The 17,135-nt window shown below is 71.1% G+C and carries 19 protein-coding genes; 11 read left to right on the top strand and 8 right to left on the bottom strand.

What is annotated here, in order from left to right:
* Window positions 1–193, bottom strand: a 193-nt coding sequence (locus LWW96_RS01180) for a TetR family transcriptional regulator (RefSeq protein ID WP_291483890.1), incomplete at its 3' end; no start/stop codon positions are given.
* A gap of 116 nt (window positions 194–309) precedes the next feature.
* Here LWW96_RS01180 and LWW96_RS01185 point away from each other — a divergent pair.
* The 5 genes from LWW96_RS01185 to LWW96_RS01205 all read left to right on the top strand — a co-directional run bounded on the left by LWW96_RS01185 (window position 310) and on the right by LWW96_RS01205 (window position 4,794).
* On the top strand, window positions 310–738 hold the full coding sequence (locus LWW96_RS01185) for a VOC family protein (protein WP_291483836.1): 429 nt from the start codon (window positions 310–312) through the stop codon (window positions 736–738).
* An 8-nt stretch (window positions 739–746) separates the two neighbouring features.
* Window positions 747–1,436 carry a glutathione S-transferase family protein gene (locus tag LWW96_RS01190; RefSeq protein WP_291483837.1) on the top strand — a complete coding sequence of 230 codons (690 nt, stop codon included), beginning with the start codon at window positions 747–749 and terminating at the stop codon, window positions 1,434–1,436.
* A gap of 47 nt (window positions 1,437–1,483) precedes the next feature.
* Window positions 1,484–1,966, top strand: a complete 483-nt coding sequence (locus LWW96_RS01195; protein WP_291483838.1) for a DUF1579 domain-containing protein — start codon at window positions 1,484–1,486, stop codon at window positions 1,964–1,966.
* A gap of 78 nt (window positions 1,967–2,044) precedes the next feature.
* Window positions 2,045–3,493: an MFS transporter gene (locus LWW96_RS01200; protein ID WP_291483839.1), complete on the top strand. Its 1,449-nt coding sequence runs from the start codon at window positions 2,045–2,047 to the stop codon at window positions 3,491–3,493.
* A gap of 212 nt (window positions 3,494–3,705) precedes the next feature.
* Complete coding sequence (locus LWW96_RS01205) at window positions 3,706–4,794, top strand: pirin family protein (RefSeq protein WP_291483840.1); 1,089 nt, start codon at window positions 3,706–3,708, stop codon at window positions 4,792–4,794.
* Between the two features lie 19 nt (window positions 4,795–4,813).
* On the opposite strand, the gene LWW96_RS01210 is transcribed toward LWW96_RS01205, so the two are convergent.
* Window positions 4,814–5,371 carry a response regulator gene (locus LWW96_RS01210; RefSeq protein WP_291483841.1) on the bottom strand — a complete coding sequence of 186 codons (558 nt, stop codon included), beginning with the start codon at window positions 5,369–5,371 and terminating at the stop codon, window positions 4,814–4,816.
* Window positions 5,372–5,692: 321 nt separating this feature from the next.
* Between LWW96_RS01210 and LWW96_RS01215 the strand changes: the two genes are divergently transcribed.
* On the top strand, window positions 5,693–6,166 hold the full coding sequence (locus LWW96_RS01215; RefSeq protein WP_291483842.1) for a peptidylprolyl isomerase: 474 nt from the start codon (window positions 5,693–5,695) through the stop codon (window positions 6,164–6,166).
* A gap of 79 nt (window positions 6,167–6,245) precedes the next feature.
* Here LWW96_RS01215 and LWW96_RS01220 read toward each other — a convergent pair whose 3' ends face one another.
* The gene (locus tag LWW96_RS01220; protein WP_291483843.1) at window positions 6,246–7,379 is read right to left on the bottom strand and encodes a thiolase family protein; all 1,134 of its coding nucleotides are present in this window, start codon (window positions 7,377–7,379) and stop codon (window positions 6,246–6,248) included.
* A 46-nt stretch (window positions 7,380–7,425) separates the two neighbouring features.
* Window positions 7,426–8,262, bottom strand: a complete 837-nt coding sequence (locus LWW96_RS01225) for an SDR family oxidoreductase (protein ID WP_291483844.1) — start codon at window positions 8,260–8,262, stop codon at window positions 7,426–7,428.
* 118 nt (window positions 8,263–8,380) lie between these two features.
* Between LWW96_RS01225 and LWW96_RS01230 the strand changes: the two genes are divergently transcribed.
* Window positions 8,381–8,977: a TetR/AcrR family transcriptional regulator gene (locus LWW96_RS01230; RefSeq protein ID WP_291483845.1), complete on the top strand. Its 597-nt coding sequence runs from the start codon at window positions 8,381–8,383 to the stop codon at window positions 8,975–8,977.
* Window positions 8,978–9,079: 102 nt separating this feature from the next.
* Here the strand turns inward: LWW96_RS01230 and LWW96_RS01235 are convergent, their stop codons facing one another.
* A complete protein-coding gene (locus tag LWW96_RS01235; protein ID WP_291483846.1) occupies window positions 9,080–9,391 on the bottom strand; it encodes a hypothetical protein in 312 nt (103 codons plus the stop codon).
* Between the two features lie 115 nt (window positions 9,392–9,506).
* On the bottom strand, window positions 9,507–10,430 hold the full coding sequence (locus tag LWW96_RS01240) for a LysR substrate-binding domain-containing protein (protein ID WP_291483847.1): 924 nt from the start codon (window positions 10,428–10,430) through the stop codon (window positions 9,507–9,509).
* A 121-nt stretch (window positions 10,431–10,551) separates the two neighbouring features.
* Here LWW96_RS01240 and LWW96_RS01245 point away from each other — a divergent pair, with 121 nt between their 5' ends.
* Together LWW96_RS01245 and LWW96_RS01250 are read left to right on the top strand one after the other, a co-directional pair.
* Window positions 10,552–11,208 carry a glutathione S-transferase family protein gene (locus LWW96_RS01245; protein WP_291483848.1) on the top strand — a complete coding sequence of 219 codons (657 nt, stop codon included), beginning with the start codon at window positions 10,552–10,554 and terminating at the stop codon, window positions 11,206–11,208.
* On the top strand, window positions 11,205–12,233 hold the full coding sequence (locus tag LWW96_RS01250) for a pyridoxamine 5'-phosphate oxidase family protein (RefSeq protein WP_291483849.1): 1,029 nt from the start codon (window positions 11,205–11,207) through the stop codon (window positions 12,231–12,233). The genes LWW96_RS01245 and LWW96_RS01250 overlap by 4 nt, the downstream gene beginning before the upstream one ends.
* On the opposite strand, the gene LWW96_RS01255 is transcribed toward LWW96_RS01250, so the two are convergent.
* Window positions 12,181–13,074 (bottom strand): TIGR03915 family putative DNA repair protein, encoded by an 894-nt coding sequence (locus tag LWW96_RS01255; RefSeq protein ID WP_291483850.1) that lies wholly within the window; start codon window positions 13,072–13,074, stop codon window positions 12,181–12,183. The genes LWW96_RS01250 and LWW96_RS01255 overlap by 53 nt on opposite strands.
* Window positions 13,075–13,078: 4 nt before the next feature.
* Window positions 13,079–14,356, bottom strand: a complete 1,278-nt coding sequence (locus tag LWW96_RS01260) for a putative DNA modification/repair radical SAM protein (RefSeq protein WP_291483851.1) — start codon at window positions 14,354–14,356, stop codon at window positions 13,079–13,081.
* 181 nt (window positions 14,357–14,537) lie between these two features.
* Here LWW96_RS01260 and dinG point away from each other — a divergent pair, with 181 nt between their 5' ends.
* A complete protein-coding gene (dinG, locus tag LWW96_RS01265) occupies window positions 14,538–16,697 on the top strand; it encodes an ATP-dependent DNA helicase DinG (RefSeq protein ID WP_291483852.1) in 2,160 nt (719 codons plus the stop codon).
* Window positions 16,698–16,760: 63 nt separating this feature from the next.
* Window positions 16,761–17,120: a zinc ribbon domain-containing protein YjdM gene (locus LWW96_RS01270; RefSeq protein ID WP_291483853.1), complete on the top strand. Its 360-nt coding sequence runs from the start codon at window positions 16,761–16,763 to the stop codon at window positions 17,118–17,120.
* Window positions 17,121–17,135 lie beyond the last annotated feature (15 nt).

A 17,135-nucleotide genomic window follows, 5' to 3' on the forward strand; every position in this document is an offset into this window, starting at 1 on the left:
AGTGGCGGTAGGCCGCGTTGGGCGCCACGCCGGCGCGGCGGGTGGCCTCGCGCAGCACCACGGCATCGGGGCCCCCCTGGCGCGCCAGCTCGATGCCCGCGTCCAGCAGGGCGCGGCGCAGGTCGCCGTGGCGGTAGGTGCTGCGCGGGGCGCGGCGGGGCTGTGCGGGGGTGTTGCCGGTGGTTACGCTCATTTTCTTGTTCTGGATGTGGACACTGTCCATTATCTTTGCTATGGTTTGTGGACGGTGTACACAATTGTGCGCCGCTTTCTTTTTTCGAGCCCCGCCAACCCTTTCCAGGAGACACCATGAAAGTCCAGCCGTACCTGATGTTTGAAGGCCGCTGCGATGAAGCGCTGGAGTTCTACCGCCGCGCCCTGGGCGCCGAAGTGACCCTGCGCATGCGCTACCAGGACAACCCCGAGCCGGCCGGCGCGCCGGGCTGCGCCGACGGCAGCGGCCCGGGGCCGCGGCCGGACATGGTCATGCACGCCGAGTTCACGGTAGGTGCGACGACGCTGATGGCATCGGACGGCATGGGCTCGGGCCGGTGCAACTTCCAGGGCATCTCGCTGGCGCTGAGCCCGGCCAGCGCAGACGAGGCGCGGCGCTATTTCGATGCGCTGGCCGAGGGCGGCACGGTGCAGATGCCGCTTTCCAAGACCTTCTTTTCCCAAGCCTTTGGCATGGTGGCCGACCGCTTTGGCGTGCCGTGGATGGTGGTGGCGCCCGAATGAATGCCCCGATGAACCCCTCAACGAAACCCGGCGCGGCCACGCTCGCGCTCTACGGCCACCCCTTCTCGTCCTACACCCAGAAGGTGCTGACCGCGCTGTACGAGAACGGGACGTCGTTTGAGTTGCTCAATCTCGACCCCGCGGAACCCGTCAGCCATTCCGCCGACTGGTTGCGCCGCTGGCCCCTGGCCAAGTTTCCGGTGCTCGTCGATGGCGACCGCACCGTGGTGGAAAGCAGCATCGTGATCGAGCACCTGCAACTCGCCCACCCGGGGCCGGTGGCGTTGATTCCGCACGACCCTGCCGCGGCGCTGGAGGTGCGGTTCATGGACCGCTTCTTCGACCTGCATGTGATGGCGCCCGTGCAGCACGCGGTGAACGCCGCGCTGACCGGCGATGCCGACCGCCGCGCCGAAGGCGTGGCCTGGGCCACCGACAAGCTGGAAAAGGCCTATGCCTGGCTGGAGCGCGCCTGGGGCGGCCGCACCTGGGCCACGGGTGAGCCGTTCACCATGGCCGATTGCGCCGCGGCGCCCGCGCTGTTCTATGCCGACTGGACGCACCCCATCGCCGCCACGTACCCGCAGCTGCGCGCCTACCGCGCGCGGCTGCTGGCCCGCCCGTCGTTTGCGCAGGCGGTGGAGGGCGGGCGCCCTTACCGCCACTACTTCCCGCTCGGGGCGCCCGACCGCGACTGAGCGGCCGGGCGGCCCATCCGCCCACCCCCCCACCCAAGGAGACTGCCATGATGAACCCCGAACCCCATGCCATGCACCGCTGGCTGCAGCAGCTGCTGGGCGACTGGACCAGCACCTCCGGCTGCGACCCGCAGCCCGGACAGCCGGCCGAACAATCCGTGGGCGCCGAGCACGGCCGCGCCTTGGGCGACCTGTGGGTGGTTCTGGAAGGCACGGGCACCCTGCCCGACGGCGGAGAGGCCCGCATGCAGATGACCCTGGGCTACGACCCGGAGCAGGAGGTGTTCCTGGGCACCTGGGTGGGTTCGATGATGACCCACCTGTGGGTGTACCGCGGCACGCTGGATGCCGACCAGAAGGTGCTCACGCTGGAAACCGAAGGCCCGAGCTTCCAGGGCGACGGCAAGACCGCGCGCTACCGCGACGTGATCACCCTCGTGGGGCCGGACGAGCGCACCCTGACGTCCTTCAGCCAGCAGCCGGACGGCCGCTGGAACCAGATCATGCAGGCCACGTACCGCAGGGCCTGAGCGCCGCCGCCCGCCCCGCACCGCCCATCCACCCACCGTCGGCCGCTTGCCGCCTTTGCCTTGTTCTTCGCCACGCCCATGACCCGTCCCATTGAAGGCCGCGCCCGCTGGCCCGCGCTCATCCTGCTGTGCCTGGGGGAGCTGATGATCGTGCTCGACACCACCATCGTGAACGTGGCCCTGCCCAGCATCCGCGCCGACCTGGGGTTCACCGAGACCTCGCTGGTCTGGGTGGTCAACGCCTACATGCTCACCTTTGGCGGGTGCCTGCTGCTGGGCGGGCGGCTGGGCGACCTGTACGGCCACCGGCGGCTGTTCCTGGCGGGCATCACGCTGTTCACCCTGGCGTCGCTGGCCTGCGGTCTGGCCCACACGCAAGGCCTGCTGGTGGCCGCGCGCGCCGTGCAGGGCGTGGGCGGGGCGGTGGTGTCGGCCGTGGCGCTGTCGCTGATCATGAACCTGTTCACCGAGCCCGGCGAGCGCGCGCGGGCCATGGGCGTGTACGGCTTTGTCTGCGCCGGCGGCGGCAGCATCGGCGTGCTGCTGGGCGGGCTGCTGACCAGCCTGCTGACCTGGCACTGGATCTTCCTGGTCAACATCCCCGTGGGGGCGGCCATCTACGCCGCGTGCCTGGTGCTGCTGCCGGGCGGCAGCGGGCAGCGCCCGGCCCGGGGCGGCGCGCGGCTGGACGTGGCGGGCGCCGTCACCGTCACCGCGGCGCTGATGCTGGCGGTGTACGCCATCGTGGGGGGCAACGCGGCGGGCTGGACGTCGCCGCAGTCGCTCTCGCTGCTGGGCGCCTCGGCGGCGCTGCTGGCGGCGTTCGGGGTCATCGAGTCGCGCGTGGCGGCGCCGCTGGTGCCGCTGGCCCTGCTGCGGCTGCGCAACCTCGCCATCTCCAACGTGGTGGGCGTGCTGTGGGCCGCCGGCATGTTCGCGTGGTTCTTCCTGTCGGCCCTGTACCTGCAGCGGGTGCTGGGCTTTGACGCCCTGCAGGTGGGCCTGGCCTTCTTGCCGTCCAACCTGATCATGGCGGGCTGCTCGCTGGGGCTGTCGGCCTGGGTGGTGCTGCGCTTCGGCATCCGCAGCACGCTGGGCTGGGGCCTGGTGCTGGCCACCGTGGGGCTGGCGCTGTTTGCGCTGGCGCCGGTCGAAGGCCGCTTTGCGCCGCATGTGCTGCCCGGCATGGTGCTGCTGGGCGTGGGCGCGGGCATTGCGCTGAACCCGCTGCTGCTGGCCGCCATGGGCGACGTCAAGCCCGAGGACTCGGGCCTGGCCTCGGGCGTGGTCAACACCGCGTTCATGATGGGCGGCGCCCTGGGCCTGGCCATACTCGCCAGCCTGGCCGACGCGCGCACGCAAGCGCTGCACGCCGCAGGCATGCCTGCACCGGCAGCCCTGCACGGCGGCTACCAGCTGGCCTTCTGGGTGGCGGCGGCGGGGTCGCAGGCGGCAGCGGTGCTGGGCGGGCTGGTGCTGCGGCCCGCAGCGCCCCCGGCCGCGGGCGTGCAGGGCGCGCACGCCTGAGGCACGCCGGATTAACTATCTTTTTGATAGCTGCTAGCGCTTGCTGCCAAAGCGCTGCAGGCTGATTTGGCTTGAAATTTCGGTGCACCGCGCGACTGTCCTGCCGGCTGCACCGCACTGTTCCACCCAGCGCACTTCCGTTCCTGCCCGGTTGGCCCCATATTGGCAGGGTTGCCGCCCGTCCGGGGCGGCGCGCAACCCAGGAGCCTTTCATGCCCTCGTCCCCTTCCACCGCTGCCCCCCTGCTGCCCATCCTGCGCGCGCAGCTGCTGGGCCCGCAGTGGCCCACGATGGACCCGTTTCTCTTTTGTGCCCACCACGACGATGCCTACCCCGCCGGCAACGGCGCCTTTGCGCCCGCCGTGCCGGTGGAGGACCGCCAGATCGGCAGCGACTTCAGCGGCAAGGACGGCTGGAGCATGTACCACGGCGACCCCGTGCCCGGCTTTCCGGGCCACCCGCACCGCGGCTTTGAAACCGTGACGCTGGTGCGCAAGGGGCTGATCGACCACTCGGACTCGCTGGGCGCGGCCGCGCGCTTTGGCGGCGGCGACGTGCAGTGGGTCACGGCGGGCAAGGGCATCGTGCACTCCGAGATGTTCCCGCTGCTCAACGCCGACGCGCCCAACCCGCTGGAGCTCTTCCAGATCTGGCTGAACCTGCCCGCCAAGAGCAAGATGGTGGAGCCCCACTTCACCATGCTGTGGAACGAGCGCATCCCGCGCCGGGTGCACACCGACGCGGCCGGCCGCAAGACCACGGTGACGGTGGTGGCCGGCGCGCTGCCGGGCGCGGCCGATCCGCTGCCGCCGCCGCCCGAGTCCTGGGCCTCGCAGCCCGAGGGCGACGTGGCCATCTGGACGCTGCACCTGGAGCCCGGCGCGGAGTGGACGCTGCCCGCCGCAAAGGGTGCGAAGAATGCGAAGGGTGACGAAGGCACGCAGCGCATGCTGTACTTCTTCGTGGGCGACCGCCTGCGCGTGGGCCCGCAGGAGGTGGACCGCCACGCCGCGCTGCACGTGCGCGCCGGGCAGGACTGGCTGCTCACGAACACCGGCAACACCGCCGTGGAATGCCTGGTGCTGCAAGGCCGCCCCATCGCCGAGCCCGTGGCGCAGTACGGCCCCTTCGTGATGAACACGCAGGCCGAGATCATGCAGGCCATGAACGACTACCGCCGCACCCAGTTCGGCGGCTGGCCCTGGCCGGTGCAGGACCCGGTGCACGGCGCCACGCCGCGCCGCTTTGCGCGCTACCCCGGCCAGGACGCGGAAGAGCGCCCGGAGGCGGCCGCGGCCTGACGGCGCGGGGCCCGGGGCGCTACGGCACCGCCGGCGTCAGCGCCGGTGCCGCGGCATCGCCCCGGCGCCGCGGGATCAGCTCCCCGTCGAGCATCGTCTCGATGCGCGCAAAGATCTCGTGGCGCGAGAACGGCTTCTTCATGAAGTCGTCGGCGCCGATGCGGTTGGCATAGAACTGCTCGGTGGCGTGCTCGTTGCCGCTGACCATGATCACGGGAATGTGCTGCCAGGCGGGTGTCTTGCGGATCACCCGCAGGGCGTTGAAGCCGTTCATGCCCGGCAGGACGATGTCCAGGAAGATCAGCTCCGGCGGCGGCTCCTGCGCCAGCTGGGCCAGGCCCTGTTCGGCGTCCAGGGCCTCGCGGGTTTCGTAGCCCGCCGAGCGCAGCGTCTTGCGCAGCACGGCCACCACGGTCGGCGAGTCGTCAATGATGAGCACGCGGGTGCCCCGGCGTGCGTTGACCCGCTTGCGCCGCCGCCGCTCCACGGGCGCGGCGGGCGGCACAAGCGCAGTGGCGGCCTGGGGTGCGCCCGTCGGCTTGCGCACGCTGCTCAAAAGCCGGTCAAAAATGCTCATGGTGCTGGTTCGTTTCTTGGGGGTTGAGCGCCGGGGCAGGGGCCCGGCCTGCGCGAAAGCATCCCAAAATCGCCCTGCCAAGTCGCGCGGTCAGCTCAACAAAGTGCAAAGTATTCCAGATTCGGCCGCCAGCCCTGCCGCCGGGCGGCCAGGCGCATGGGCGCGGGGACCATGAAACCCTCTTCGCCGACGGCGGGACCTGCGGCCTGCGGAGCAGGGATGCTCTGCGGCTCGTGGACAATGCGCGCTGACCGCCCGCCCGCCGGCATGGCCGCGCGGCCGGCGCCACTTCTCTCCGTGTCTGAAAGCCCAAGGACCTCCATGGCCACCATCACCAAAGATTCTGCCGTCACCCTCACCTACAAGGTCACCACGCCCCAGGGCAAGCCGCTGGACGCGGGCTCCCTGGCCTACCTGCACGGCGGGTATAACAACATTTTTCCCAAGGTCGAAGCCGCCCTGGAAGGCCAGTCCCTGGGCTACAGCACCACGCTGCAGCTGGCGGTGGAAGACGCCTTCGGCGCGCGCGACGAAAGCCTGGTGCGCACCATCCCCAAGAGCGAGTTCCCGCCCGGCGTGAAGGTCGGCGGCCAGCTGCAGGGCGTGGGCAACGACGGCCAGCCGGCCGTGTTCAACGTGGTCAAGATCAAGGGCCCTGAGGTGCACCTGGACGGCAACCACCCACTGGCCGGGCAGGCCCTGGTCTTCAGCTGCAAGGTGACGGACGTGCGGCCGGCCAGCGCCGAAGAGATCGCGCACCGGCACGTGCACGGCGCGCACGGCCACCACCACTGAGGCGGCAGCCTCGGGCGCCACGCGCGCCCCGCGCAGCCCCCGCGCGCCGGGCGCTGCGGCGTGCCGCCCCCGGATGCGGCTACAGCGCCTCCAGCACCGTCGCAATCCCCTGCCCGCCGCCAATGCACTGCGTGGCCAGCGCGTAGCGGCCCTTCTCGCGCTGCAGCAGCGTGGCCGCCTTGCCCGTGATGCGGGCCCCCGTGGCGCCCAGCGGGTGGCCGATGGCCAGGCCGCCGCCGTCCAGGTTGATCGTCTCCCCGGAGAGGCCCAGCTCGCGGATGCAGGCGAGTGCCTGGGAGCTGAACGCCTCGTTGATCTCCACCACATCCAGGTCCGCCGCCGACAGGCCCGCGCGCGCCAGCGCCTTGCGCGTGGCGGGCACCGGCCCCATGCCCATGTACGCAGGGTCCACGCCGGCCGTGGCCATGGCGCGAATGCGCGCGTGGGGCGCCAGGCCGTGGCGGGCCGCATAGGCCTCGGTGCTCACCAGCACCGCGACCGCGCCATCGGTGAGCGGCGACGAGGTGCCCGCGGTTACCACGCCATCCTCGCGGAAGGCTGGGCGCAGCGCGGCCAGGGCCTCGGCGTGGGTACCGGGCCGGATGCAGCCGTCCTGCGCCACCTGCTCGCCGCTTTCCAGGGGCACGGGCACGATCTCGGCCTGCAGCCGGCCCGCCTCGCGCGCCGCGGCGGCCTTGCGGTGCGATGCCACGGCCAGCGCCTCCTGCTCCCCGCGGGACACCTGGTAGCGCCGCGCCACGTTCTCGGCCGTCTCGCCCATGCTGATGTAGGCGTCGCTGTGCTCGTACAGGGTGGGGTGGGCCGAAAAGTTGAAGCCGCCCTGCGGCACCATCGTCATGGACTCCACGCCGATGCACAGGTACGCCTCGCCCAGCCCGGCCTCGATCTGTGCGGCAGCGATGTGGATGGCCGACATGGAGGAGCCGCAAAAGCGGTTCACCGTCATGCCGCCCACTTCGTGCGGCAGACCGGCCAGCAGCGCGACGATGCGCGCGATGTTGTTGCCCTGCGCGGCCTCCGGGTAGGCGCAGCCGGCGATCACGTCCTCCAGCGTGGCCGGGTCGATGCCCGTGCGCTGCAGCAGCCCGGTGACGGCATGCGCCGCCAGGGTGTCGGGGCGCACGCCGGCCAGCGCGCCCTTGCGGGCAAAGTGGAAGGGCGTGCGGGCGTAGGCAGTGATCAGGGCTTGCATGGAACGGGTCTCCTGGAACGTGGTGGATAGGGGGATCAGGCGGTGCTCAAGCCGCTGCGGCAGCGGGCGCCTGCGTGTAGCGCGTGGCGGGCTGCTGCAGCGACAGGAAGGGGCCGAGCGCGCGGCGCGCGTCCTCCAGCGCATTCCATTCGTGCACCGCTTCCAGCGAAGGAATGGTCACGGCCTCGCCCTGGTCCAGCCCGGCCAGGGCGGCATCCACCAGCGCGTCCACGTCCATCAGCATCGCTTGCGGCAGGTGGTGCAAGGGGGTGCCGGAGCGGTCCCAGATCTCGGTGCGCGTGGCACCCGGCATCACGGCCTGCACGCGCACGCCCTGCGGGCCCAGCTCCTGCTGCAGCGACCGCGTGAGGTTCAGAACATATGCCTTGGTGCCGCTGTAGGTGCCGCTGAACATCTCGGGCACCAGCGCCAGCACCGAGGCGATGTTGACCAGCGTGCCCGCCTTGCGCGCCGCAAAGGCCTGGGCCGCAGCGGCGGCCAGCCGTGTGGGCGCCAGCACGTTCAGGGCAATCATGCGCTCCACGGCGTCGATGTCGGCCGCTGCCAGCGTGCCGCTCACGGCCATGCCAGCGTTGTTCACCAGCAGGGTGATGCGTGTGTCGGCCCGCAGGCGCTGCTCCACCCGGGCCAGATCGGCGCGAACGGTCAGATCGGCCTGCAGCACCTCGGCCTGTACGCCGGCCTCGCGCTGCAGCCGCTCGGCCAGGGCCGACAGGCGGGCTGCGTCGCGGGCCACCAGCACCAGGTCGTAGCCGCGGCGCGCGAGCCGGTCGGCATACACGGCGCCGATGCCCGACGAAGCGCCGGTGATGAGGGCAGTGCCCAGCGAGGGGCGGGCGGAAGGGCGGGCGGCGGCATTCATGGGACAGGCTCCTGCGGAAGTTTTAGATGATGGTCGTCACGTTTAAATTATATGACGACCATCATTTAAAATGTCAAGCCAGCGTGTTCTGGGCACGGCGCCCGCAGGGAGATCGGCAATGAAAGTCAGCAAGGAGCAAATGGCGGAAAACCGCGAGCGCATCCTCGATGCGGCCGCGCAGTTGTTCCGCGAGAAAGGGTTTGACGGCATCGGCGTGGCCGACCTCATGAAGAGCGCCGGGCTCACGCACGGCGGCTTCTATGGGCACTTTGCGTCCAAGGACGAACTGATGGCCCAGGCCAGCGCGCGGGCGCTGCAGCGGTTGCAGTCCGCGTGGGCGGCCCTTGCGCGCGAGGCCGCGGCCCAGGGGCAGGAGCCGCTGGCAGCCATTGAAGCGGCCTACCTCTCCCCGCGCCACCGCGACGCGCCGGGCCAGGGCTGCCTGCTGGCCGCGCTGGGCAGCGATACGGCCCGCCAGGGGCCGGCCGTGCGCCGCGCCGTCACGGAAGGGGTGCGCGCCCAGCTGGACGGCCTGGCCGGGCTGGTGCCCGGCCGCACCAAGGCCGCCAAGCGCCAACGCGCACTGGCCGACTACGCCAGCCTAGTGGGTGCGATGGTGCTGGCCCGTGCGGTGGACGACCCAGCGCTGTCGGACGAGATCCTCCACGCCGCAGCGGCGGCGCTGCGCCTGCCCGCTGTGCCGTCCGCGCGTTGAGGCGGCAGGCCACTGCCATGCGGCCGCACGGGCCGTGCTTCGGCCTGCCGCCAAAAGCAAAAAAGCCCGCGATGCGGGCTTTTTTGGAGGCTGCTGAAGCGCTTACTTGGCGGCTTCAGGAGCAGGGGCCGGGGCAGCCTTTTCTGCCTTCTTCTCGGCGGTGGCGTGGGCCTTCTTGGCCTTGTGCTTCTTCACGACCTTCTTCTCAGCGGGCGCGGATGCTGCGGCAGCCGGAGTGGCCGGCGTAGCGGGCGTTGCCTTCACTGCGGACTTGGCGTCTTCCTTGACGGGCGGTGCCGCGGGGGTCGCAGCCGCTGCCGGCGTGGCGGGCGTTGCAGGTGCAGCAGCCGGTGCCTGGGCAAACGAGGCCACGGCGAAGAAACCAGCAAAAAGGGCAGCGATGAGCTTGTTCATGAGAGGCATCCTTTCCATTCGGATCAACCGCCCGGCAACGCGCCGGACTTGAACCTACAACGGCCCGCGCGGCAGGGCCGATGACACGCTCGTTGAACGCGTTGGCAACCAGGTGTTACAGGCGCCGCGCTGCGCTGAGCCCCCGCCCCTGCAGCACCGGCTCCTGGGCCAGCCGCTCGCGCGCAAACGCCACGAAGGCCCGCACTTTGGCCGGTGCGCGCCGGCCGGCGGGGTACACGACGTGCACCGGCACGGGCGGCGGCTCGTGGTCGGCCAGCACGATGCGCAGCCGGCCTGCGCGCAGGCCCGCGGCCGCCTGGTAGGCCAGGCAGCGCGTGAGGCCCAGGCCGGCCTCGGCGGCGGCGATGTCCACCTCGTTGCTGTTGCTGATCCAGGCGATCTGCGGCTGGCCCACCGTCCCGTCGCGGAACTTCCAGGGCGCCGGGGCCTGCGCGTCAAAGGCAAAGCCGATGGCCCGGTGGGCGGCCAGGTCCGCCGGGTGCCGGGGCCGGCCGTGCTGCGCCAGGTAGGCGGGCGACGCCACCACCAGCCGGCGCAACGCCCCCACCTGCACGGCCGTGAGCCCCGAGTCCGGCAGGTGCGCGATGCGGACGGCGACATCCATGCCCTCTTCCAGCAGGTGCACCAGGCGGTTGACGAACAGCGTGCGGACCTGCACGCGCGGCTGTGCCTGCACGAAGTCGCGCACGATGGGCGCCACGTGCTGGATGCCGAACATCTGCGGTGCCGTGAGGGACAGCTGGCCTTGTGCCTCGGCCTGCGCTCCCCGGGCGGCCTGCTCCGCTTCGTGCAGGTCGTTCAGCAGCGGACGGCAGTCGGCCAGGAAGCGCTCGCCGGCCTCGGTCAGGCGCACCACGCGCGTGCTGCGCTGGAACAAAAGCACGCCAAGGCGAGCCTCCAGCGCCGCGATGCCACGCGTGGCCGCCGCGGCGGAGCAGCCCAGGCGCCGCGCGGCCGCGGCAAAGCCGCCCGCGTCGGCCACCGCCACAAAGCAGCGCAGGGTATCGAGGTGGTCCATTGTTGCAACTAGCGAAATTGTGAAAGACACACTATCGCCATTCCCACCACGCGGCGCAATAGCTAACGTTCGGGCTTCTGCTTCTTGTCTTGCTTGCGCACCGCTTAAAAAGGATTCGCCCATGACCTACCGCCCGGCTCCCACCACCCCGCTCACGCTGCACCGCACGGCCATTTCGGGCCACTGCCACCGCGTGGAACTGCTGCTGTCCCTGCTGGGCCTGCCGTACCGGCGGGTGGACGTGAACCTGCTGCGGGGCGAGCACCACTTGCCCGCGCACCGCGCGCTGAACCCGCTGGGGCAGGTGCCCGTGCTGGTGGACGGCGATGTGGTGCTGAGCGACAGCAACGCCATCCTGGTCTACCTGGTGCAGCGCTACGCGCCCGGCAGTGCCTGGATGCCGCAAGACCCGCTCGGCCAGGCGCAGCTGCAGCGCTGGTTCAGCCTGGCCGCCGGGCTGCTGGCCACGGGCATTGCCGGCCCCCGCTTTGCCACGCTGACGGGCAAGCCCATCAACGAGGCGGCACAGGCCCAGGGGCGGCGGCTGCTGGACTGCATGGAAACCGCGCTGCAGGGGCGCGACTGGCTGCTGGGCGGCGCCGCGCCCAGCCTGGCCGATGTGGCCCTGGTCAGCTACACCTCGCAGGCCCACTTGGCAGGCCTGCCGCTGGCCCCCCCCTACCCCGGCATCGCCGCCTGGGTGGCACGCTTGCAGGCGCTGCCCGGCTACGTGCCGCTGCAGGACCACCTGGATCCCCAGCCTGCGGAGGCCGCATGACCGCCCGGCCCGCGGAGGGCAGCGAGGCGGCTTCGCCCAGTGCCTGGCACCCCGGCGAGCAGGCACTGCAGGCCCGTGCCGGCGTGCGCGAGCGCATGGCCGCCGTGGGCGAGGTGGTGGTGCGCGACCACACGCCCGACCCGCACCGCGAGCTGTTTGAAAAGCTGCCCACGCTGCTGCTGGGCGCGCTGGATGCGAGCGGCCAGCCGTGGGCCACCCTGCTGGCGGGCCCGCCCGGCTTTGTGCACACGCCCCACGCGCGGCAGATGGACATCGCGGCCGCCATGGACCCGGCCGACCCCGCGCTGGCAGCCCTGGCTGCGCACGGCCCCGGCGCCCCCGTGGGCGTGCTGGGGCTGGAGCCGCACACGCGCCGCCGCAACCGCATGAACGGCCGGGTGGTGCGGTGGGACGCGCAGCCGGGCCTGTCGATTGCCGTGGCGCAGAGCTTTGGCAACTGCCCCAAGTACATCCAGGCGCGTGTGCCCGGCTTGCGGGCTGCCGTCACGCCGCCGCAGCCCGCGCAGCCGCTGGGCCCGTCGCTGGATGCGGACGCGCTGGCATTGATCGCGCGCAGCGACACCCTGTTCATCGCCAGTGCCTCGGCCGCGCGGCCCGGGTTGCGGCGGGGGGAGGGCGTGGACATCTCGCACCGGGGCGGAGAGCCCGGCTTTGTGCAGGCGAGACACACCGCCGAGGGCCTGGAGCTGTGGCTGCCCGACTACCCTGGCAACCTGTTCTTCAACACCCTGGGCAATCTGGCCCAGCACCCGCTGGCCGGGCTCTTGTGGGTGGACTACGACGACGGCGGCTTGCTGCACGTGGCCGCGCGCGCCGAGCTGCGGTGGGGCGAGGCCGAGCGTGCGCCCTGGCCCGGCGCACAGCGCGTGCTGCGGCTGCAGGTGCTCTGCGGCGTGTGGCGTGCGCAGGCGCTGCCCTGGCGATGGACGGCGGCGCAGCCCGCGCCGCAGTTCAGCGCGATGCGCGGGGCCGCTGCGGCTGACCCTGCGGCACCGGGCGCTTGAGGGGCGCAATCGCCTTGCGCGGCGTGGTGGGCTCGGCCGCCACCATCTGCGCGCTGCGCTCGTGCGCCGTCTGCGCCAGTTCGGTAATGAGCGCGGCCTCGGGCAGGTTGTGCCAGTAGCGCGTGGGCATCTCCTTTTTCATCATCGAGAGCTTGAGCCGTGCGGGGTTGAAGATGTGGCGGTAGTAGGTGAGCCACAGCGCCTCGCCCGCATCGGGCGGGGGCGCATCGCTGCGCTGCGCGCCCGGGCCGGTGTGCAGCTGCTGGCCGTCCCAGCGCACGCTGGCGTCGGGCGTGAGGAGGGCCCAGCGCATCTGCGTGAAGCGGCGGACGAAGAAGCCTGCGTTGGCCACGGCGATGTAGTGGTCGGGCTCGAACCAGGCCATGTGCAGGGTCTCGCCATCAGGCTCCACCACGGGCCGAAAGCGCACAAAGGCGTGCATCTTGTGCATGTCGCGCCGCACGGCGCGCACCATGTGGTGGGCCTGCAGGCTGTCGGCGTCCAGCGGGTCGCGCCGCGCGGCGTCGGCCTCGCGGCCGCCTTGGGCCATGCGCCACAGCAGGCGGTACATCAGCGCAAAGCGGGCCGGGTCGCGGTGCAGGATGAGCTGCTCGCACAGGCGCACAAAGTCGGGCGGCACGCGCAGTGGCGGCGCATCGGCAGCCGGGCAGGGAAGGGTTTCGCCAGCGGGCTCGGGCGCAAACAGATCGTTGGCCGCATCGGCGCGGCAGCGCCAGTCCACGGCCTGCGGGGGCACGTCGGCTTGCACCAGGGCGCGCGCGGCGGTGCGAAAGCCGGGCCAATCGGTGGGGTGGTCCAGCGTGATGGTGTGGCGCTGCATGGCGTCAGAACAAACTGCGCTGCACCGGCGGCGGCGGCGCGAGTTGCGCGGCCAGGTCCGCCGCGTCCAGCGCACGGCCAGGGCGGTAGTCGGCTGCTTCCACAAACGGCAGCACTTTCTTGAGCGGCACATGCAGCCGCGTCAAGTCCGCGTGCCGCAGGCGGCGCACGCGGCGGGCGGCCAGCAGGCGGTCTACCGTCTGCACGCCAAAGCCGGGCACGCGCAGCAGCAGCTCGCGCGGGGCGGTGTTCAGGTTGACGGGAAAGCGCTCGCGGTGCGCCAGCGCCCAGGCCAGCTTGGGGTCCACGTCCAGCGCCAGCATGCCGACTTGAGAGGGCAGCACGATCTCGTCGTGGGTGAAGCCGTAAAAGCGCATCAGCCAGTCGGCCTGGTACAGCCGGTGCTCGCGCACGATGGGCGGCGCGGCCAGCGGCAGGGCGCGCGCCGCGTCGGGGATGGGGCTGAAGGCCGAGTAGTACACGCGCCGCAGCCGGTGCACGCCATACAGCCGCGCGCTGGTGGCGAGGATGGTGCGGTCGTCCGTGGCATCGGCCCCCACGATCATCTGCGTGCTTTGCCCGCCGGGCGCGAACAGCGGCGCGCTGGCCCGGCGCGTGGTGCGCGATTGCGGCAGCGAGACGACGGCCTGCGCGGCCTGCTCCTTGCGGGCGGCGCGCGATTCGCCGATGTGCACCGCCATGCGGGCCATGGAGCGGTCGATGGCGGCACTGTTTTTCTCCGGCGCCAGGGCCGTCAGGCTCTCGGCCGTGGGCAGCTCGATGTTGATGGACAGGCGGTCCGCATAGCGGCCGGCGCGCTGCAGCAGCTCGGGCGACGCGTCGGGAATGGTCTTGAGGTGGATGTAGCCGCGAAAGTCGTGCGCCTCGCGCAGCACGCGGGCCACCTCCACCACCTGCTCCATGGTGTAGTCGGGGCTCTGGATGATGCCGCTGGACAGGAACAGCCCCTCGATGCAGTTGCGGCGGTAGAAGTCCAGCGTGAGCTGCACCACCTCATCGACCGTGAAGCGCGCGCGGGGCACGTTGCTGGTCACGCGGTTCACGCAGTACAGGCAGTCGTACTGGCAGAAATTGGTGAGCAGAATCTTGAGCAGCGAAATGCAGCGCCCGTCCGGCGCATAGCTGTGGCAGATGCCCATGCCCTCGGTCGAGCCCATGCCGCGCCCGCCCACCGAATCGCGCGAGACGCTGCCCGAGGACGCACACGAGGCGTCGTACTTGGCCGCGTCGGCCAGAATGGCCAGTTTGGACTGCAGCAACACGGCGTACCTTCTTCAGCGAGCGCCCGACCGCGGCGGCTGGGGTTGAAAAAACTGTGTTTTCATACAGTCATTATCCGGCAAAGACCGGCCTTGCGGGACCCCGGCCTGCAGGCCCGCGTTAACATCTGGGTTTTCATCCAGCCCCGGTGCGCCGCCGCCGAAGCCCCCCACCGATTCCCGTATGTCTCCCCAGGAATGGGCCGCGCAGGCCCTGCAAGCATTTGATGCGGTCGTGCAAGCCACCGACGGGTTTCGCAGCCGCGCCGGGCAGCGGCGGATGGCCGAACAGGTGGCGCACACCTTCAGCAACGCCACCCTGGGCAAGGTGGACGAAGACGACGGCGGCGATGCACCCACGCGCTCGATTGCCGTCATCCAGGCGGGCACGGGCGTGGGCAAGTCGCTGGCGTACTGTGCGCCGGCCATCGCCCTGGCGCTGGCGCGCGGCACGCGGGTGCTGATCTCCACCGCCACGGTGGCGCTGCAAGAGCAGCTGGTGCACAAGGACCTGCCGGCGCTCGCCGCGCGCATGCCGCAACCTTTCAAATTCGCGCTGGCCAAGGGGCGCGGACGCTATGTGTGCAAGCTCAAGCTCGACCGCCTGGCGGGCACGGGCGAGGCCGATGCAGCCGACGACGACCTGTTTGCCGAGGAAGAGGCCGCCGAGCGCGCCAAGCGCCCGCGGCAAGAGACCGAGGCGCGCATCCAGTTCTACGGCGCCATGGCGCAGACGCTGGCCCACGGCGCCTGGGACGGCGACCGCGACAGCCTGGAAACGCCGCCCGAGCCCGAGGTGTGGGGCCCCGTGGCGGCCGAAGGCGCGTCGTGCACCGGCAAACACTGCCCCGCCTTCAGCCAGTGCACCTACTACGACAAGCGCAAGGAGCTGGTGGGCGCGCAGGTGATCGTGGCCAACCACGATTTGCTGCTGTCGTCGCTGGGTGCGCGCGTGCTGCCCGAGCTGGACAACTGCCTGCTGGTGCTGGACGAGGCCCACCACCTGCCGGCCACCGCGCTGCAGCAGTTCGCCTGCAGCATGGACCTGTCGCGCATCACCTGGATCGAGCGCCTGTCCAGCCGCGGCCTGCGCATCGGTGCGCTGCTGGAGGTGGAGGAGATTGCCGACATCCCCCGCCACGCGGCCCAGCTGCGCCAGACGCTGCAGGACCTGGCCCGCATCGTGATGGATGTGTATGGCGCGCAGCTCAAGAGCCAGCCCAGCGCCTGGGGCCCTGCGCGCGTGCGCGTGCCGCGCGGCGAGCTGCCGGAGCCGCTCATCGCGCCGCTGGGCCTGCTGGCCGCCAGCGCCGAGGGCTTTCTGGACGCCCTGCGCGCCATCAGCAAGGCGCTGCGCGCCGAGATGCGCGACAAGCCCGACGAGGCCAAGCGCCTGTCCACGCTGTACGCCCAGATCGGCATGCTGGCGCCGCGCCTGGAAGAGCTGCACGCCACCGCGCAACTGCTGCTGCAGGATGCGCCCGAGGGCGCCGTGCCCGCGTCCAAATGGTTCACGCTGGAGACGGACGGCGACTTCATCGTGGTGAAGGCGCACGCCAGCCCCATCCTGCCGGGCACGACGCTGCGCAACCACCTGTGGAGCGCGGTGCGCGGGGCAGTGCTGACCTCGGCCACGCTCACCAGCTGCGGCAGCTTCGATTTCTTCCTGCGCGAAACGGGCCTGCACGGCGACGATGCCGCCACCACGCTGGAGGTGGCCAGCCCGTTCGACTACGCCGCGCAGGGCACGCTGGTGGCCGCCGAGACGCGCGCCGACCCCAAGAACGCCGCGCAGTTCACCGCCGAGATGGTCGATGCGCTGCTGCACGACATCGCCCGCGTGGAATACGGCGCGCTGGTGCTGTTCACCTCGCGCGAACAGATGCGCCAGGCCGTGGACGCGCTGCCCACCGCCATGCGCAGCGTGGTGCTGGTGCAAAACGCGCTGCCCCGCACGCAGCTGCTCAAGCGGCACCGCGAGCGGGTGGACAACGGCGAGCCCTCGGTCATCTTCGGCATGCAGTCCTTCGGCGAGGGGCTGGACCTGCCCGGGCGCCTGTGCGAGTCGGTCTTCATCACCAAGCTGCCCTTTGCCCCGCCCGACGACCCCGTGGGCGAGGCCCGCGCCGAGTGGCTGCGCGCCGTGGGCCGCGACCCGTTCAGCGAGCTGGTGGTGCCCGCCACCGCCATCCGCCTGGCGCAATGGGTGGGCCGCGCCATCCGCACCGAGGAGGACCAGGCCCATGTGTACTGCTACGACAAGCGGCTCACGCGCACCAGCTACGGGCAGCGGCTGCTCAAAGGGCTGCCGCCGTTCGCGCTGCAGCAGCGGGCGGCCTTGTGACGCTTTTTTCCGTGTTTCCCCAAAACCATTCCAACAACGATCGATAGAAAGAAAGAGAACACCATGACCACCTCCACCCCTCCGGCATGTCCCCAGTGCGGCCTGGAAAACACCTACCCCGATGGGAGCAACTACGTCTGCCCCGACTGCGCGTTTGAATGGCCGCAGGTGGCCGAGGCAGAGCAGGCGGATGCCGATGCGGGCGACGGCATCGTGCGCGACGCGAATGGCAACCCGCTGGCCGACGGCGATGCGGTGATCCTGGTGAAGGACCTCAAGGTGAAGGGCTCTTCGTCCACCCTCAAGAAAGGCACCAAGATCAAGAGCATCCGCCTGGTGGACGGCGCGGACGGCCACAACGTGGACTGCAAGACCGACCTGGGCAGCATGCTGCTGAAGTCCGAGTTCCTGAAGAAGGCCTGAGCCAGGCGCCCCGGG

The sequence above is a fragment of the Acidovorax sp. genome (assembly GCF_021287135.1).
In the GTDB taxonomy this organism is placed as follows: domain Bacteria; phylum Pseudomonadota; class Gammaproteobacteria; order Burkholderiales; family Burkholderiaceae_C; genus Acidovorax.

Coding starts and splice junctions, on each gene's coding strand:
- LWW96_RS01185 (WP_291483836.1), top strand. CDS start 310: ATGAAAGTCCAGCCGTACCTGATGTTTGAAGGCCGCTGCGATGAAGCG.
- LWW96_RS01190 (WP_291483837.1), top strand. CDS start 747: ATGAACCCCTCAACGAAACCCGGCGCGGCCACGCTCGCGCTCTACGGC.
- LWW96_RS01195 (WP_291483838.1), top strand. CDS start 1,484: ATGATGAACCCCGAACCCCATGCCATGCACCGCTGGCTGCAGCAGCTG.
- LWW96_RS01200 (WP_291483839.1), top strand. CDS start 2,045: ATGACCCGTCCCATTGAAGGCCGCGCCCGCTGGCCCGCGCTCATCCTG.
- LWW96_RS01205 (WP_291483840.1), top strand. CDS start 3,706: ATGCCCTCGTCCCCTTCCACCGCTGCCCCCCTGCTGCCCATCCTGCGC.
- LWW96_RS01210 (WP_291483841.1), bottom strand. CDS start 5,371: ATGAGCATTTTTGACCGGCTTTTGAGCAGCGTGCGCAAGCCGACGGGC.
- LWW96_RS01215 (WP_291483842.1), top strand. CDS start 5,693: ATGGCCACCATCACCAAAGATTCTGCCGTCACCCTCACCTACAAGGTC.
- LWW96_RS01220 (WP_291483843.1), bottom strand. CDS start 7,379: ATGCAAGCCCTGATCACTGCCTACGCCCGCACGCCCTTCCACTTTGCC.
- LWW96_RS01225 (WP_291483844.1), bottom strand. CDS start 8,262: ATGAATGCCGCCGCCCGCCCTTCCGCCCGCCCCTCGCTGGGCACTGCC.
- LWW96_RS01230 (WP_291483845.1), top strand. CDS start 8,381: ATGAAAGTCAGCAAGGAGCAAATGGCGGAAAACCGCGAGCGCATCCTC.
- LWW96_RS01235 (WP_291483846.1), bottom strand. CDS start 9,391: ATGAACAAGCTCATCGCTGCCCTTTTTGCTGGTTTCTTCGCCGTGGCC.
- LWW96_RS01240 (WP_291483847.1), bottom strand. CDS start 10,430: ATGGACCACCTCGATACCCTGCGCTGCTTTGTGGCGGTGGCCGACGCG.
- LWW96_RS01245 (WP_291483848.1), top strand. CDS start 10,552: ATGACCTACCGCCCGGCTCCCACCACCCCGCTCACGCTGCACCGCACG.
- LWW96_RS01250 (WP_291483849.1), top strand. CDS start 11,205: ATGACCGCCCGGCCCGCGGAGGGCAGCGAGGCGGCTTCGCCCAGTGCC.
- LWW96_RS01255 (WP_291483850.1), bottom strand. CDS start 13,074: ATGCAGCGCCACACCATCACGCTGGACCACCCCACCGATTGGCCCGGC.
- dinG (WP_291483852.1), top strand. CDS start 14,538: ATGTCTCCCCAGGAATGGGCCGCGCAGGCCCTGCAAGCATTTGATGCG.
- LWW96_RS01270 (WP_291483853.1), top strand. CDS start 16,761: ATGACCACCTCCACCCCTCCGGCATGTCCCCAGTGCGGCCTGGAAAAC.